Origin of the sequence: Halobacillus sp. K22 (assembly GCF_052246795.1) — a bacterium.
GTDB lineage: Bacteria > Bacillota > Bacilli > Bacillales > Halobacillaceae > Halobacillus.
The window spans coordinates 34,191-51,408 of sequence record NZ_JBQQCN010000012.1 but is presented as its reverse complement, the minus strand read 5'-3'; the positions used below and the strand labels follow the sequence as shown (position 1 = coordinate 51,408).

Below are 17,218 nucleotides of genomic sequence, written 5' to 3'. Positions count from 1 at the left end.
TGTACTATAAAATAGTACACAAGATATTTCTCTCTTATCTTAATGTAAACTAATATTCACCTATTTTTCACACCGTGCAGCGTAGTACATAAAAGCGAGAAATTTATTAATCCTGGAGTGATTCTTCCATGTCTCAGAAACCCATTATAGAAATAAAAGAACTAGGCAAAGTCGATGGAGATAAAGTATGGTTTCACCCCTTTACCTTCCAGCTCCACCAGGGCGAAGTAGCAGCCATCCAATGCGACCATGTGGTTGGTAAAGTACTTTTAAGCATCTTGACCGGGCAAGACGCAGGATCAGGAAAGGTTTCTTATTTTGGCCAAAGTAAATACCCTCCTTCTCGCTGGAAGCGATATAGTAATCGAATTGGATTAGTGCAGCATGAGGAGGGGATCTATGAGCGGTTAACTCCTTATGAATATTTGAAATTTTACCAGCGGCTTTACGACAAACAGACGGATATTGATGAATTATTACATAAAGTAAATTTATCCAGTAAGAAGTCTCAAGGTATTAAAAAGCTCACATTCTCGGAAAGAAAGCGCCTTTCCTTTGCTAAGGCCCTTGTTCACCAGCCCGATCTGGTGATTTTGGAAGAGCCGGATCAAAATATTGATTTAGAGAGCAAGGTGATCTTGCGGAGCTTGATTAATGACCATAAAGCAGAGGGCAGAGCGGCTTTAATTCTAACGAGCAATATGGAAAGTGCCATCATTATTACGAATGAAGTGTACCGTTTAAATGAAGAAGGATTAAAGAAAATGGATGTGCAGGAACCTGATGAGCAACAGGAAGAAGTTGAAAATGATCAACAGGAACCAGAATCCAGTACTCAGGTTCATTTGGAGAGGATTCCTGCAAAGGTAAAAGAAAAAATTATTCTTTTTGATCCTACAGAGATTGATTACGTGGAAAGTGTAGATGGCACCGTTCAGCTGCATGTAAAAGGCGGAGTATTTCCTTGTACGATCACCTTGCAGCAGTTATCGGAGCGGTTGGAGCCATTTGGATTCTTTCGCTGTCATAGATCCTATATTGTGAACCTCCAAAAGGTACGAGAAGTCATGACGTGGACGCGAAACAGCTATAGTTTAATTCTGGATGACCACCATAAAAGCAATATACCTTTATCAAAAGGGAACCTGCAGGATCTAAAGAATGTATTGCGGATGTAAGTAAATATTTCCCGGGAAATGTCGGGAGAAGTCGTTTGCTGAACAGATTTTGATTACGTAAGACATTGCAGTGTTCCATTCACAGTCGTATAGCTCCATTCATCCAATCATACCCTCCTTCTATGCATGATTTAATGCTGTGACCATAAGTTCCTTTTAGAATTAGGATAGTCGCTTGCGAAAGCAGGAAAGGGGAAATGGTGATGAGTGAGATTATTGAGGTTTCAAATGTTATTAAAGATTTTGACGGGAAGCGAGCACTGGATGATCTGTCGTTCTCCATCCAATCAGGAGAAACATTTGGATTTTTAGGGCCAAGTGGGTCTGGAAAAACGACGACCATTAAGCTGCTGACGGCGCAAGAAGGTTATCAGTCAGGGAGCATTCAAGTGTTTGGAAGACATGTAGAAGGCTTAAAAGATCCGAAGCAAATGAAACGAATTGGTGTATTAACGGATAATACAGGGTTATATGAACGTTTAACGGTAGATGCTAATTTAAAATTATTTTGTAAACTGTACGGTGTGTCCTATAAGCGTATAGATGAGGTGCTGGAAGAAGTGGGATTAACAGGGGAAGAATCTAAAGTGGTCAGCAAGCTGTCGAAGGGAATGAGGCAGCGTGTGACGCTGGCGCGGACGATTCTGCATAAGCCGGAACTGTTATTTCTGGATGAACCGACGTCTGCCCTGGACCCTGTCAGCACCGAGCGAATTCACCGCATTTTACGAACGTTGAATGAAGAAGGAACCACCGTTTTCTTAACGACCCACGATATGTATGAAGCGGAACGGATCTGTGATCGAGTGGCTTTTCTAAATAAAGGAACCATTCAATTGCAGGGGCCGCCACGCGAACTGCGGGTCAGACATTCGGATTCATCCATCACTCTCTTGTTGAAGGATGGGAGAGAACAACTCGTCGGTAACGATCATGCGGGAGCGGAACGTATTCAGGAAGTGATCGCCCACCAACAGCTGGCTTCTGTGCACTCCAATGAGCCAACCTTAGGCGATATTTTCGCACGAGTTACAGGAAAGGAGCTGTTATAATGACTTCCATCAGACGAATCCAAGCCGTATTTATAAAGGACTATCGTGATTTTCTTAAAAATGCGTACATGCTTTCGACGGGTGTTATACCGCTGTTCTTTGCTTTTATATTCAACCAGGGAGAAGGGGTTCAGTCAGAGGCCGCTTTTATGCCGATCGTCCTTTCCATGGTGATGGTAGGTTCATTTATTCAGGCAGGGGTCATTGCGGAAGAAAAAGAGAAGAACACGCTAAGAGGCCTCCTTCTTTCCCCGTTGAACACCGCAGAAATCTTCATTGGAAAAAGTTTACTTTCGGCCCTCTTAAGCGTAATTATGATTGCTGCTGTAATTTTCATAGGTGAAATCCCTATGCCTGCTCAGATCTTCCTCGTTGCTGCAGCGATCCTGATAAGTCTCGTGATTTTTATCAGTATCGGGACCATACTTGGTCTGATTTCCCGCACGGTAATGGAAACCTCGGTCATCGGCATCCCTGTGTTATTTATTTTCGGTATGGGAGATATCTTTCAAACGATGATTGAATCCGAGCGGGTGATTCAAGTGATGGGCTATCTGCCGGATCAGCAATTTGGTCATTTGCTTATGCAGTTAAGGGATGGACAGTCAGTTGGGGAGCCGTTCCTGGTTTTATCTCTGTGGGCTTTGGTGAGTGTAGGAGTTACCTTCTTTATATTTAAGAAGCGCCGTTTTGATAAATAAATCATTATAGAGGAGAAGAGAGCTGCGGTGGGGTGAAGTACTGCAGCTTTTTTGTTATTCCAACTATAAATCGTGAAGAGGTGAGACGTTGTATAAAATCTGCGAGCTTAATCCAAATTCTCTTTAGATTTCACTTTATGTTTTCTATTCTTAACCTCGGTAAACAGGTTATCTGAGTCACCTTACAGCTGACATCTGAAAGGCTTGCCAGTCATATGGACAGTAAAGTGGCGTTTGTGATTGGCGGGTCGCTTGGGTTGAGTGATGAAGTGCTGAAGCGGAGTGATTTCAGTCTGTCCTTTTCCAAGATGACGTTTCCGCATCAGTTGATGAGGCTGATGTTGGTGGAGCTGGTGTATAGGGCGTTTAAGATTATGAAAAACGAGCCTTATCATAAGTAAGTTAAAAGCATATCCGAAGCGAAGTAGAGAACGTAGAAAATCCACCTAAATAATGAAAAAAGGCCACCAATGTAAAGTTGGCCTTTTCGTTTATGCTGATAAACGTTCTTCTTTCTGTTGTGATTTTTTCAATCGGAACGGCGCTGTAATCAATGCTAAGATCAGGAACAGCCCCATGTATCCAATTAAAGGATAAAAGAATGCGACAAGTTCCGTGAACCCTACAAAGCTAAGTCCGAAAGCTACAACACCAGTAACCAGCACAAATTTCTTGTGATTGCTTGTTCCGACTTTTGTATAACGAGCAGCAAAAGAGAAGAACATGCTGACGGCTGTATTGAAAACCATCCCGAACAACACAACAGAATAGAACATGCCCAGTACCGGGGATAGGTTATCGACAAGCGCGAGAAGAGGCATATCATAGGCAGCTACTGTATCGACTTTCGAGAAAATCGCCAGGTGACTGAGGACAATCATGATGCCAAGTCCGAGACCTCCCAGTAACCCGCCAATAGCTGACTTCCGCTCGTTCTTCTCGTTTCCTCCCATCAGTAACGACATGGATGCCCCCACGGCTACGTTAAAGGACACGTAATTAATAGCAGATAGAAACCAATTTGATAAGGCTGAAGGCTGTTCGACTGCTGCAGAATTTAAATCACCAAAGGACTGGTCCATCGTAAACAGACTGTAAACAGATATGATCATGACGGTCAAAATTAAAAACGGTGTAATGCTGCCAATAATATTGACCACTTTGTTCACGTTCATCATGATGGTTGCCATAACGATAACGCTCATAATAATAACCCCTACAAGCGGAGACATGCCGAATTGTTGACTGGGAATGGATCCCGCTCCTGCGATCATGACTACTCCGACACCGAACAAGGTCAGAATAATGACGTAATCTACAATCACTCCTAAATATTTGTGTCCACTCACTTTGTAGATCGCTTCTTTATGCGAAGTGGCCTGTGTTCGCGTGCCGAGTTTGACCAGCATCATCCCCATGTAGGCGAACAAAGCGGTTGAAATAATTGTACCGATCGTTCCTAAGTATCCGAAACTCGTAAAATATTGCAGAATTTCCTGCCCCGATGCAAAGCCGGCACCGACGATGATTCCTATGAATGCGCTTGCAATTTTAAGTACTTGTTTCATGAATGGATCCCCCTATGTACAGTAATGTTTCTTGAGTCTTCCATTTATAATGAAGCGTTTTCATATGGAAGAAGTCTCTTAACCTTATCATGAATGCGTTTTCAAAGGTTTGGTGGAATCTACAAATCCACTTCCTTATATTCGTTTATTTTGACAAAGATTTCAATAGAAGAATGGATTGTGTACGTAAAAAACCATGATAATATAAGAGTATCCACCCGATAAGGAGTATTATTATGAAACCATCCCCAAATTGGACATATTCATATAAAGATTTCATCGATTCACCCGAAGGACTTGCAGATAGCATTGCGGATATCCTGGGATGTCCGGTAACCATTGAAGATGCTAATCATTTCATTGTCTCCTATAGCAAACATGAACAGAACGTGGATCATGCACGAACCGCGACCATTATGAGACGGAAAGTACCAGAGCATGTGATTAACGGGCTATGGAAACACGGGTTTATGGCCAAGCTTTTTGAAAGTGAAGAGCCCGTAGTTGTTCATAAAATTGATGACATCGGCCTTGGGGATCGCCTGGCTATATCTGTTCGTAAAGACAATGAAATTCTCGGCTTCATATGGGCGCAGACCAATGACTCTCCGGTTACTTCCGAGCATTTGGAAGAAATGAAAGAAGCGGCCCAGTGGGTGAGTCACTATTTACTTAGACAGCAGGCTAAGAAGAAAAAGACCGACGAAAGCAGCAAAGAATTTTTCTGGCAGCTGCTGACAGGCTCTTTAAATAATCCGGCAGAGATCAAACGGATGGCGAAAAAGTATCAGATGAACTTGAATGGCCAGCTTTGTGTAGCCGTCTTCGAATTCACAGAAGACATGAGTCAAGCTGTTGAGCGACATGCGTATTATTTAACGGAAACCCTTCATCAAACGCGGGTTGTGAACCGGATATTCGATGATCGACAGCTTATTCTGCTTGTCCGAATCGATAATAAAGAAGGTGCGAATGAGATGAACCAGGCGTTCATTCGTGAATTCACACAAAAAATGAAAGAACGGCTTCATTTTGAGGATTTAAAAGGGGCGTTCGGGTTGATTTACGATTCCCCGTCCTTCATTAGCGACAGCTATAAGCAGGCCCTGAAAGTTCTAAAATTGAAGGAGCAGTATTCCGAAGGTCTAAAGCATGTCGACAACTATCAGGACCTCGGGGTCTACCAATTCATTCATGAACTGGCTGCCCTGCAAAAAAAGGAAAACTATAAAAACGACGCTCTCAACCATATCCAAATATACGATGAACGCCAAAACTCCATGCTGCTTGAGACCTTGAAAATCTTTCTTGAACATAACAGTAATGTCCACCAGGCCGCTGCCCACATGCATATTCATACGAACACACTGAACTACCGCTTAAAACGGATCAAGGAAATCGGAAACATTGATTTTAAAGATGTGAATCAAAAAACGATGCTTTATTTAGATCTATTGATTTATGAAAACGAACAGGAGGATTTGTGATTTTACACAAATCCTCCTGTTTATTTTTTCAGTTTCACCTAAATAAAATGAACAACAGAAGAGCTATACTTTACTTACATACAACTTGAAAGGTGGACTCCCCATGATTATCGGAATTCCAAGAGAAATTAAAAATAATGAAAACCGCGTAGCTATTACGCCTTCAGGTGTCGTCAACCTCATCCACGCAGGTCACAAGGTTCGTGTCGAAACACATGCAGGTACTGGCAGTAATTTTACAAACGAAGAATATCGTGATGCTGGTGCTGAGATTGTTGAAACCGCTTCCGATATCTGGGCGAATTCTGAGATGGTCATGAAAGTGAAGGAACCTCTACCATCTGAATACGGATACTTCCGAAAAGGACTGGTTTTATTTACGTACCTTCACCTTGCAGCTGAACCTGAATTAACGAAGGCATTAGTAGAGAATGAAGTGACAGCGATTGCTTATGAAACCGTTGCTATCGATCAGAAATTGCCGCTTCTGACTCCAATGAGTGAAGTAGCGGGCCGCATGGCTACCCAGGTAGGAGCGCAATTCCTGGAAAAATCATTCGGTGGAAAAGGTATCCTGTTAAGCGGCGTCCCTGGTGTTTCACGTGGAAAAGTCGTCATAATTGGCGGAGGGATCGTCGGAACCAACGCAGCTAAAATGGCGATCGGAATGGGAGCTCACGTTACGATCGTGGATCTGAACCCGAATCGTCTTCGCGAGCTGGATGACCAGTTCGGCTCAGACATCCAAACCTTAATGTCCAACCCATTAAACATTGCACAAGCTGTTAAAGAAGCGGATCTTGTCATTGGTGCTGTGTTGATTCCAGGAGCTAAAGCACCGAAAATTGTGACGGAAGACATGGTTAAAGACATGAAAGAAGGCTCAGTCATCGTTGATGTAGCCATAGACCAGGGAGGCAACTTTGAAACGGTCGATCATATTACGACCCACGATGATCCGATTTATGAAAAGCACGGCGTCCTTCATTATGCCGTCGCAAACATCCCGGGAGCGGTGCCGCGCACATCGACCATCGCCCTGACAAACGTTACCATTCCTTACGCGCTGCAAATCGCTTCTAAAGGCGTGAACCAAGCAGTCGAAGGAAATAAAGCCATTGAAGCCGGAGTGAACACGGCGAACGGACACTTGACGTATGAAGCCGTCGCGCGTGATCTTGGTTATGAGTACAAACCAGTTCGTGAAGCACTTCAGCCAGTCGCACACGTATAAGTTTAACCTGCTCCTCCACAGCTGCTGGAGGGGCTTTCTTTATAGACAGGAGGAATAACCATGACGAACTACCGCCCCACATGGGCCGAAGTTTCCCTGGAAGCTCTCAAACAAAATGTAAAAGCGTTCAAAAATTATATTAGTCAAGACTGTCAGCTGATGGGGGTGGTCAAAGCAGATGCCTACGGCCATGGACTTGTTCCGTGTGCCCATTCAATGATCCAGGCAGGGGCCAACCGCTTAGGCGTAGCGATTATGGAAGAAGCGATTGAGTTAAGAAAAGCAGGCATCACCGTCCCCATCCTTATATTTGGCTATACGCCGAGGGAGGCCGTTCAGGAAGCTGTTGATCACGAGCTTACGCTGACGGTGTTTACAGACGAAATTATGGAAGAAGTCATTCGGGCAGCAGAAGAGAAACAGAAGCAGGTGAACATCCATATCAAAGTCGATAGCGGCATGCATCGAATCGGACTAAAAAAAGGGGCAGATGTCCTCCAACTCTTAGAAAAAACCGGCTCCCCTTACGTTAATGTAGAAGGGATTTTCACCCATTTTTCCGATGCGGATAATGAAAACCCTGATTATACCGAGCGGCAATTCCACCACTTTCTGTCTGTCGTGGAAGAGGTGGAAAACATACATGGGAACATTCCCATTACCCACTGTTGCAATAGTGCAGCCACCATTACCTTTCCTTCGATGCACATGGATATGGTGAGAGTGGGCATCAGCTTGTATGGCCTCTATCCCGGGGAGCATATGAGAAAATGGATTTCGCTTCAACAGGTGATGAGCCTGAAAACGAAACCTGTCATGATCAAAACGGTCTATCCCGGTGAGCCCATCAGCTATGGAAGATCCTACGAACCAGAGCAGCCAATAGAAGTGGCAACCGTCCCCATCGGCTATGGAGACGGACTTCCCCGTGCCCTATCCAATCAAGGACACGTCGTCATCAACGGCCAAAGATGCCCGATTGTAGGGAAAATATGTATGGACCAAACGATGATTGATGTAAGTTCCGTGGAAGAATCCAGCAGAGATGCTGTCTACACTTTTTTTGGAGAACCTGAAGAAGGGAACATATCTCTTAAAGAAGTCGCTGATCAGCTGCAGACCATTCATTACGAGGTCACATGCCAAATTGGTCAACGTGTGCCGAGGATAAATATTTAAAGTAGATTTTCATTAACTAAAAGTTACCAGACCAGGTCTTACAATCATTTCCTTTCAATTTCTAATTTAATTGAAAAAGTGTCTTTATAATGGCTGTGTCATGGAGGGGCGCTCCTCTTCTTTGTTATTTAGTTCAGAACCCTTTATAATGTGAAGAAGTAAACTGTTTAAATATGCAACAAACGAGGGTGACTTAATGATAAAAACCTTATTCATTGCTCCATACCAGGGGCTTGCCGAAACTGTAAAAAACCTACGCAATTATGATGATGAGTTACATATAGATGTGAAAGTGGGCAACTTGGAAGAAGGAATCCAGATTGCTAAAGCTGCTGAAGCGGAAGGCTATGATTTGATTATCAGTCGCGGTGGTACTGCCAGCCAGATTGAAGAACAGATCAATATCCCGGTAGTAGATATTAAAATCAGTGGCTATGATATGCTGCGAGTTTTTGCCCTGCTCAAAGGTGTGCAGGGTAAAGCTGCATTAGTAGGATTTCCGAACATTTCTCGTGGTGCATCCACAATCTGCAGCATCCTCGATATGGATGTAAAGACGATTACAATCAGCAGTCGTGAAGAAGTGACGGAGCTTCTCTCTGAACTGAAAGAAGACGGCTTTTCTGTCGTAATTGGAGATGTCGTTACCGTTCGGCAGGCAGAGCGAGTTGGTCTTCAAGGAATTTTAATTACCTCTGGAAAAGAAGCGGTAATGGAATCTTTTGAAGAGGCGAAGCGGCTTTATCACCTCACTCAGAAGATGCAGGCGCAAGCAGCCGTTTACTCTGATGTGATCGAGAACTTTCCGCAATCGGTGATGATGGTGGATCATGATGGAGAAGTGGTGTTGAGAAATCGGCGTTTTCGAGAACAATTCGATATAAAAATAGCAGAGGAGCCTGATTTGCTGGAGGTTCTAAAAACTGTCCAGACAGAACGAAAAGGAATCTGGAGGTCTGCTTCCTTACAAAAAGAAAAATATCATGTTTATGGATATCCAACGAGTGAGGATAAGTCTCAGGTCACTTTTCTTTTACAAAAACAATTCATTGGAGAAGAGCAAGGGTTAAAGATAAGGAATAGCCTCTCCTATATCCCCATTTCTGGAGAGACTCAGGTTGCTAAAAATATGAGGGAGAATCTAAAGCGTTACGCGGAATTAGAGGAACCTATCTGGATTGAAGGGGAGCCTGGTACGGGACGGATGATGTTTGCCTGCAACCTTCATTTTGAAAAGTATGGTCAGCATGCTCCGTTGCTGTCGTTTGATTTATCAGTAGCTGATACAGAAGTCATAAGAGAATATTTTACGAGCCCAAATAGTCTGCTGCCTAACGAAGCAACCGTGGTTTTTGAAAATGTTCACTTGCTTGCGAAAGAAAAGCAGGAATCTTTAAAGATATTGCTTCATGATCTTCCAGGAAACTTTAAAATCATTCTTGTATCTGATCATTCCATAGGCACGCGGGTCAGAAATGGTGACTTCGATCATGATCTTTTTTATAAAATTCCTGCCGTAAACGTTTATATTCCTCCGCTACGTGACCGTGTGAAGGATATTAAAGAACTTGCCCAGGCGTTTATCACCCAAAACCATATGAATTTTGGTTATGAAGCGGTAGGAATCAGACGGGATGCTCTGAACCCTTTAATTAATTATCATTGGCCGGGAAACATCACCCAGCTGAAGCAGACCATCGATAAACTAATGATTACGAGCAACCAATCCTACATTGAAAAAGCGGATGTTGAACATATTATGACCGATCTTACTCGAGAGAAAACCGTTTCTATGAAAAACGGGATTTCCATAGAGGGCACCTTAAAAGATATGGAGAAACAAATTATTTTAAAAGTGATGGAACAAGAAGATCATAACCAATCGAGAGTAGCAAAACGATTAGGAATGAATAGAACGACACTTTGGCGCAAGCTCAATTCATGAGCTTGCGTTTTTTGTTGCAAATTTAAACGAAAATAACGACTTACCCAAAAAATAGCAATGAAATGTGAATAAAATTCGAAATTAATGTTGCAATTATAAAAAATATCCTCTATCGTTATAAATGTAAACGCTTTATATCTTGTTAATTGTTTATTTTTGAAACACATATGATACGATAAGGAGGAAGAAAGATGAAAATTAAGTCAACATTGGAAAGAATCCCTGGAGGAATGATGGTTGTACCTCTTTTATTAGCGGCAGTACTTAATACAATTGCACCGGATCTATTGCGTATCGGAAACTTCACGCAAGCACTATTCGTAGATGGAGCAGGTACATTAATTGCTTTGTTCCTATTGTGTACAGGAGCACAAATCAATTTGAAGACAGCTGGAGTCAGTTTGGGCAAAGGTGCCACTCTTTTGACAGTCAAGTGGGTAGTCGGTGCAGGGTTTGGTTTGCTTGCTTATCTACTTGCTGGAGAGAATGGGCTGTGGTTAGGACTTGCGCCAATTGCGATTGTAGCAGCCATGACGAACAGTAACGGCGGGTTATATATAGCAATTGTAGGTCAGTACGGCAATAAAACGGACCGTGCGGCGTATTCACTCCTTGCATTGAATGATGGACCATTCTTCACGATGGTTGCCCTCTCGATCTTTGGGGCAATGGGCTTTGTAGATGGCTTATTCTCTTTGACTTCTTTCATCGCCGTATTGCTTCCAATCATCGTTGGTATGGTGCTTGGTAACTTGGATGAAGAAATGAGAAAGTTCTTGGATCAAGGAAGCTCCATGTTAATCCCGTTCTTCGCCTTTGCTTTAGGTATGGGAATCGATTTTGGGAAAATTATTGAAGGTGGATTATCTGGCGTAATGCTTGGGGTTGCTACGACCTTGATTACAGGTACAGCTGGTTACTTAGTATTTAAGGCATTTAAATGGAACCCAATTGCTGGAGCGGCAGAAGGTTCTACTGCAGGTAACGCTGTTGCTACTCCTGCAGCGATTGCTGCTGCGAATGCTAGTTTTGGAAGTGTAGCCCAATTGGCAACCGTTCAAGTCGCTGCATCTACGGTTACGACGGCAGTTTTACTACCGATATTCATTGGGTTCCTAGTAAAACGGCTCGAAAAGAAAGGGGTACAGCTGCCCGAGGATTACTCTGAAGAATCAGGGGATAGGGTAAGCGCATAGCGAGTTTTCATAGAAGTGGGGTATGACAGATGAGATTTCGTTTTGGAATGATCGCAGACGATTTAACTGGCGCGAATGACAGTGGCGTCCAGCTGAAAGAGAAAGGACTCGAAACTTCTGTTTATTTTGAAGTTCCTGAATCGGGGCAACAGTTAGATGAAGCCATTGTAATTGACACAGATTCCCGCGCACTAGACAAGGAAAGCGCCTATGAGGTTACGAAATCTGCTGCGGAATTTTTGAAGGAAAATGGATATCAGCATATATATAAGAAAATGGATTCAACATTAAGAGGGTATATTGGTACGGAGTTGAAGGCGTTAGATGATGCCTTCGCTCCGACTTTCATTGTAGTGGCTCCTGCGTTTCCTCCGTACGGTCGGACAACTAAAAATGGGGTTCATATGTTACACGGGGAACCCGTTTCGAATACGGAACAGGCCAACGATCCAAAGCACCCTGTAAAACAAGCCCATCTTCCTTCTTTGATAGAGTCAGAGACGGGGGGACAAACCGCATTAATAACTGAGGAATTATTGAAGGGGTCTCCCAATGAGTGGTTGAGGGCATTAAATGAGTTAAGAGAGAAACAGGTCAAATATTTGATTTGCGATGCTTCTACAATAGAAGATTTGCGTCAGGTTGCAGACATGATTCATCGATTTAGTACAAATATCATTTGGTCTGGATCGGCAGGTTTAGCAGAAGTTTTACCAGGCGTTCTAAAAGTCGAAAAGGAAATAAATGAGAATAAGGTCCATAGCGATAATGGCGGTGCTGTGATGACGGTGTGCGGTAGTTTATCTCAAACGACGCAGGAGCAGGTTCGTTATGCAGCAGAACAGCCTGGTGTAAAGCCGATTATCATCGATACTGAAAAGATTTTTATGGAAGATTGGGAACGTGAAGCTGAAGCATACTATCAATCTATTGATGTTAGCTTCAGCGAAAATAAAGATGTCGTTTTATATGTTCCTTCTACAGAAGAAATGCGTGAAAAAGTGAAGCAACGTGCCTATGAACTGGGGTTGTCCCCATTTGAGATCGGAAAGCGCATTTCCGAAGCTTTAGGTCTCCTCACGAAAAAGGTTGTAGCTAATTTTTCTGAATTGAATTCATTAGTCCTTACAGGTGGAGACACGGCCAAAGATGTTGCCAAAAGCTTAGGAGCTAAAGGGTTCAGTCTGAACTATCAACTGGAAGCGGGCATTCCGGTCGGCCATCTCATCGGAAGTGAACGTTCCATCCAAGTGGTGACGAAAGCTGGAGCATTTGGAACAGAATCATCAATTTATCAAGCCATGATGGCATTGAAGGGAGCGAACCAGGATGAGCAACAAACCGATCATCGGTATCACTATGGGTGATGCTGCCGGGGTAGGACCGGAAATCATCGTCAAGGCTCTTCAAAGTGACGAGGTCATCCAACAGTCGGTGCCACTTGTCATCGGAGACCAGAAGATGTTGGAGCGTGCAGCTGACATCTTAGGAGCGGATCTTTCATTTAAAACGGTAGACAAAGAAAATTCATTTGAGCAGCAAGATTCGAACGAAGTGTTGTGTCTGGATCTCAATCTGCTGCCTGATGATTTAGCGTTTGGGGAAGTATCTGCTGAAGCTGGTCATGCCGCCTATGAATATTTGAAAACAGCTATAGAATTAGCGAATGAAGGTAAGATCGATGCAATTTGTACCGCTCCTCTCAACAAAGAGGCCTTGCATAAAGGTGGCCATAAGTATCCAGGTCACACAGAAATTTTGGCTGAGTTAACAGGTACAAGTGACTTTGCCATGATGTTATCCTCGCCAAAGCTTAAGGTCATCCATGTAACAACTCATATAGGAATCCGTGACGCCATTGACCGCATCGAACCGAATCGCGTGTATGATGTCGTAAAAATGGCGCATGACACCTTGAGCCAGTCAGGGATTGCACAACCGAGAATAGCGGTTTGCGGGATCAATCCGCACGCAGGTGAAAATGGCCTCTTCGGCTACGGTGAGGAAGAAGAAAAAGTGATTCCGGCCGTAGAACGCGCTGAAAAAGAAGGAATTGATGTAGTGGGTCCACTCCCTGCGGATACTCTATTCTTCCGCGCCGTTCGTGGTGATTTTGATATCGTGGTCGCCATGTATCACGATCAGGGCCACGGACCAATTAAAGTCCTTGGTCTGGATGCGGGAGTAAATATCACGGTCGGATTGCCAATTATCCGCACAAGTGTCGATCACGGAACAGCCTTTGATATCTCAGGAAAAGGCATAGCCGATGAAAAGAGTATGCTTGAAGCGATAAGGCAGGCTATTGAACTAGCTCCTCAAAAATAAGCATAGGAAACTAAAGGAACACTCCTTTCGATTAAACAATCGGAGGAGTGTTTTTTTTCGGGGTAAAATCTAAGAGATTCTTAGAGTAACTATGAAATTCCTTTTCTCTTAATGAGAGCAATCTGGTTCTGAACCATTCAGTAGTCTTCTTCAACCAGCTTACCTACTCCCAGAACCTTTCCTGTCAACCTCCCATAGAATACAGGACAGGGAAGGAGGGGATTATCATAAACGAAAAGAACCTGTTACAAAGACTCATCGCCGTCGGATTTGAACTCATGGTCGCCGGCTTTATTGCCGCCTTATATACGCAATGGCAAGATACCGGTCGGGGATTCGAGCCGAATCCAGTTTTTTGGAGAGCTTTCATCATCACCCACTTCACTTTCTTAATAGCCATTCCACTGTTCGCAAACGGAAGGACACTGGGCATGCTGCTGATGAATTTATCGGTCACATCTAACAACGGAAAGAAACCGAACTTCTTCCAAATCATCTTGCGGGCGGTGCTTGGATTCGGACCCGTTATTCTCACGAACGGGCTGTGGTACTTCGTTTCTTTGATCACTGGTTTGGTCGATAAGAAGGGACGTGGATGGGGAGAATTGATCTCTTATACCACCGTAAAACGAAAGGAAGAGCCTTTTGATTAAGTACTGATAAGGATCAGTGCTTTTTTGTGTTTGAAAAAGGGGAGGATCGGTTCATGTTTCTCATCAGCAATAAAAGCCCCTCAGGCCTCCGGGAAAAGGGAAGTCCTTAAGGAGCTTTATGAATCAACCACTAGCTTCGCGACTGCCGTAAAAACCGTGGATAAGAAACCAAAGCAAGCACTCCGCCAGCCACACCTGCAACAATCAAGAACACCAGATGCAGCCAAATATCACCGACCCCGCCGCCAGAAAGAATTATCTCTTTGTACCCCTGCAGCGCCCAGTATTGCGGCAGGGCTTTACTAATGTTCTGAACCACCTCAGGCATAAACTCGACCGGCATCCAAAGACCACCGAGCAGCGCCCCGCCTAAGGTGAGAATCTGTGTCATGGCAATCCCCATATTTTCCGTTCGCACAATAACGGCCATCGCCATGCCCCATCCAGTCACGATAAACGCAAGCGCCAGGGATAAGAGAATGAGAGCAAAGGGGTCTCCAAGCGGCAGGTCATAGACCACAACACCAAACCCAAACAGGACCGTAATTTGAACAAGCACGACGATCATAAACGGCAGCCACTTACCGAAGAAGTATTGGTGGATTGAGAGGGGAGTGCTGGCAATCCTTGCGACCATCCCGCGCTCACGATCTTTTACAAAAACAATGACCATGGAAATCATAATAAAAAAAGCGAACATGATCGTGTAGCCCGGGATAATCTGGGTCACCACTTCTTTATAGCTCGTGCTCTCATCACCGGAGAAAATCGCGACAAACGCCACAATAAATACAATCGGGAGAACAAATGTCCAGAACCACAGCCCTTTATCCTGGACCGTCTTTTTCAATTCCGTACGAGCAATTGCCCACATAGGGATTCCTCCTTTTCCTAAGCGTCTCTTAATTGCGTGCCGGTCAAATTGAAGAAAATATCTTCGAGGCGCGGTTGGTAAAGCTCCAGCCTGCGTGGCTCCAAACTATGCTCGCGACAGTGCGTAACCAATTTTTCTAAAGTAAGAATCGGCTCGTCACTATTCAGTAAATAGCCGATTCCTTTCGTTTCCGCCTCTCCAAAGTTTTGCAGCATCCCGAGCTCAATGCCCTCTCCCGCAACAAACAACGAAGGCTTTGCGTACTTCTCTAACAACTCTTCCATCTGGCCGAACTCCATGAGCTGCCCCTTATCAATGAGGCCAATGCTGTCACATAGCTGCTCGACCTCTTCCATATAGTGACTGGAGTAGATGATCGTGCTGCCCTCTGTCTTCAGTTGATGAATAATCGAAAAAATCGAATTCCGCGACTGCGGATCAATGCCGACAGTCGGCTCATCCATAATGACGATGCCCGGTTTATGCAAAAGCGCACAGCCGATATTCAGCCGGCGCTTCATACCGCCTGAGAACGTCACGACTTTATCCTTCACCCTTTCGCTTAAGCCGATCTGATCAAGCACCTCATCCATCCGGCGTTGCAACTCTTTTCCTTTTAGTCCATACAAGTTGCCAAAAAGGATCAGGTTGTCACGAGCGGTGAGCGTATCCTCCAGGCAGATCTCCTGAGGAATATAGCCGATCTGCTGTTTAATCTTGAGGCGGTCCTTCGAAACCTTCCCATCTCTTACGTGGATGTCCCCATCAAAATTAAGTAAAATGCCGGATAAAATCTTCATGAGCGTCGACTTGCCGGCACCGTTTGGTCCAACGAGTCCGAAGCAGGTGCCTTCGGTGATGGTGAAACTGATGTTGTCGAGTGCTTTTAGTGAGCCGTAGTGCTTGCTGATGCTTTCTACTTTGATCACAGAACTGTCTCCTTCCCTCTAACGCTCCAATTGTATTAATTACTTCTTATACGTATGCTAGGAATTATAGGTTTCAGAATTTTGGGAAAATAAAGGAGGGCATATTTTTACTAAAATTTTTAGCAACAAGTACGTGAGGAAGATAGAGATTGAAGTAAAGGATCTTTATTTCTAAGCTACTTACCAGAAGGGGCGGGATTACTACTTATGGGAGAATAAGAGATATTGTGATTGGAGAACGGATAGGGAAATGGCGTAATTCTATATTGGGTTGACCTTAGTATGTGATTTTTATTTATTAAAAAGAGAAAAAAGCACGAATGGCTCTACTATACTGTAAAAATAAAAGACTACTCTAACGAGAAGAGAGTTGAGTCATAAAAAAAGATGGGTGAATGATCACCCATCTCTAAAAGTAGCCCCAACATAATTTAGGCTGATTATAAAGGGAGAAAGCTACTTTTATATCATTTTACTATACTTCCTTATTGAATTAAAGCTTTTAACACGTGCTGTCCAAATATATCTATCTTTGAGGTTTTATAAGACAAATGAGTGTTATTTAGTAATAACTTTCTTGCTTATCGTTGCTGCGAACTAACTTCTAAAATTTTTAACAGATTGTTAAAAGTGATCTATACCCAAAAAATAGATATTAGCTTAAATATATTTATAAAGAATTAAGGAAAGAGCAAATTCATGAATTTGCCACGATACTTATAGGAAGGATGCTTGAAATTGAAGCCAAAAAATTAATCTTTGAACTTTTAAATAGTCATTTGAGTAGCTTTGTAAATGAGGGAGCGTTCATGCGGAATGATGAGATAATGAAGCGAAGTGTATTTTTAGCCTGTACTTTCTTTTAGTTCGTAAAAAAGAGAAAAGCACATAAGG

At 43.5% G+C, this 17,218-nt stretch carries 14 protein-coding genes and 1 pseudogene; 12 read left to right on the top strand and 3 right to left on the bottom strand.

Features of this window, described 5'->3' with window-relative positions:
• Window positions 1-128: 128 nt before the first annotated feature.
• From ACTWPM_RS10475 to ACTWPM_RS10460, 4 genes and pseudogenes are all read left to right on the top strand, one after another.
• On the top strand, window positions 129-1,178 hold the full coding sequence (locus tag ACTWPM_RS10475) for a LytTR family transcriptional regulator DNA-binding domain-containing protein (protein WP_443132992.1): 1,050 nt from the start codon (window positions 129-131) through the stop codon (window positions 1,176-1,178).
• A gap of 203 nt (window positions 1,179-1,381) precedes the next feature.
• A complete protein-coding gene (locus tag ACTWPM_RS10470; RefSeq protein WP_443132991.1) occupies window positions 1,382-2,230 on the top strand; it encodes an ABC transporter ATP-binding protein in 849 nt (282 codons plus the stop codon).
• The gene (locus ACTWPM_RS10465) at window positions 2,230-2,931 is read left to right on the top strand and encodes an ABC transporter permease (RefSeq protein ID WP_443132990.1); all 702 of its coding nucleotides are present in this window, start codon (window positions 2,230-2,232) and stop codon (window positions 2,929-2,931) included. Before ACTWPM_RS10470 ends, ACTWPM_RS10465 begins: the two co-directional genes overlap by 1 nt.
• Before the next feature lie 185 nt (window positions 2,932-3,116).
• Window positions 3,117-3,332 (top strand): annotated as a pseudogene (locus tag ACTWPM_RS10460) (23S rRNA (pseudouridine(1915)-N(3))-methyltransferase RlmH); the annotation flags it as partial.
• Between the two features lie 90 nt (window positions 3,333-3,422).
• Here the strand turns inward: ACTWPM_RS10460 and ACTWPM_RS10455 are convergent.
• Entirely contained in the window at window positions 3,423-4,499 is a 1,077-nt protein-coding gene (locus ACTWPM_RS10455) for a YkvI family membrane protein (protein WP_443132989.1), read from the bottom strand.
• Window positions 4,500-4,735: 236 nt separating this feature from the next.
• Here ACTWPM_RS10455 and ACTWPM_RS10450 point away from each other — a divergent pair, with 236 nt between their 5' ends.
• From ACTWPM_RS10450 to ACTWPM_RS10415, 8 genes are all read left to right on the top strand, one after another.
• Window positions 4,736-5,986 (top strand): PucR family transcriptional regulator, encoded by a 1,251-nt coding sequence (locus ACTWPM_RS10450; protein ID WP_443132988.1) that lies wholly within the window; start codon window positions 4,736-4,738, stop codon window positions 5,984-5,986.
• Window positions 5,987-6,089: 103 nt separating this feature from the next.
• On the top strand, window positions 6,090-7,220 hold the full coding sequence (gene ald, locus ACTWPM_RS10445) for an alanine dehydrogenase (RefSeq protein ID WP_443132987.1): 1,131 nt from the start codon (window positions 6,090-6,092) through the stop codon (window positions 7,218-7,220).
• Window positions 7,221-7,280: 60 nt separating this feature from the next.
• Window positions 7,281-8,399 carry an alanine racemase gene (gene alr, locus ACTWPM_RS10440; protein WP_443132986.1) on the top strand — a complete coding sequence of 373 codons (1,119 nt, stop codon included), beginning with the start codon at window positions 7,281-7,283 and terminating at the stop codon, window positions 8,397-8,399.
• Window positions 8,400-8,595: 196 nt separating this feature from the next.
• Window positions 8,596-10,344, top strand: a complete 1,749-nt coding sequence (locus tag ACTWPM_RS10435) for a PrpR N-terminal domain-containing protein (RefSeq protein WP_443132985.1) — start codon at window positions 8,596-8,598, stop codon at window positions 10,342-10,344.
• Window positions 10,345-10,535: 191 nt separating this feature from the next.
• The gene (locus tag ACTWPM_RS10430; protein WP_443132984.1) at window positions 10,536-11,540 is read left to right on the top strand and encodes a 2-keto-3-deoxygluconate permease; all 1,005 of its coding nucleotides are present in this window, start codon (window positions 10,536-10,538) and stop codon (window positions 11,538-11,540) included.
• A gap of 29 nt (window positions 11,541-11,569) precedes the next feature.
• Window positions 11,570-12,907, top strand: a complete 1,338-nt coding sequence (locus ACTWPM_RS10425) for a four-carbon acid sugar kinase family protein (protein ID WP_443132983.1) — start codon at window positions 11,570-11,572, stop codon at window positions 12,905-12,907.
• Window positions 12,870-13,868, top strand: a complete 999-nt coding sequence (pdxA, locus tag ACTWPM_RS10420) for a 4-hydroxythreonine-4-phosphate dehydrogenase PdxA (protein WP_443132982.1) — start codon at window positions 12,870-12,872, stop codon at window positions 13,866-13,868. The genes ACTWPM_RS10425 and pdxA overlap by 38 nt, the downstream gene beginning before the upstream one ends.
• A gap of 122 nt (window positions 13,869-13,990) precedes the next feature.
• Window positions 13,991-14,521, top strand: a complete 531-nt coding sequence (locus ACTWPM_RS10415) for an RDD family protein (RefSeq protein ID WP_443133043.1) — start codon at window positions 13,991-13,993, stop codon at window positions 14,519-14,521.
• A 130-nt stretch (window positions 14,522-14,651) separates the two neighbouring features.
• Here ACTWPM_RS10415 and ACTWPM_RS10410 read toward each other — a convergent pair whose 3' ends face one another.
• Window positions 14,652-15,395, bottom strand: coding sequence for an ABC transporter permease (locus ACTWPM_RS10410; RefSeq protein ID WP_443132981.1), 744 nt, complete (start codon window positions 15,393-15,395; stop codon window positions 14,652-14,654).
• A 17-nt stretch (window positions 15,396-15,412) separates the two neighbouring features.
• Window positions 15,413-16,324 carry an ABC transporter ATP-binding protein gene (locus ACTWPM_RS10405; protein WP_443132980.1) on the bottom strand — a complete coding sequence of 304 codons (912 nt, stop codon included), beginning with the start codon at window positions 16,322-16,324 and terminating at the stop codon, window positions 15,413-15,415.
• Window positions 16,325-17,218: the final 894 nt, after the last annotated feature.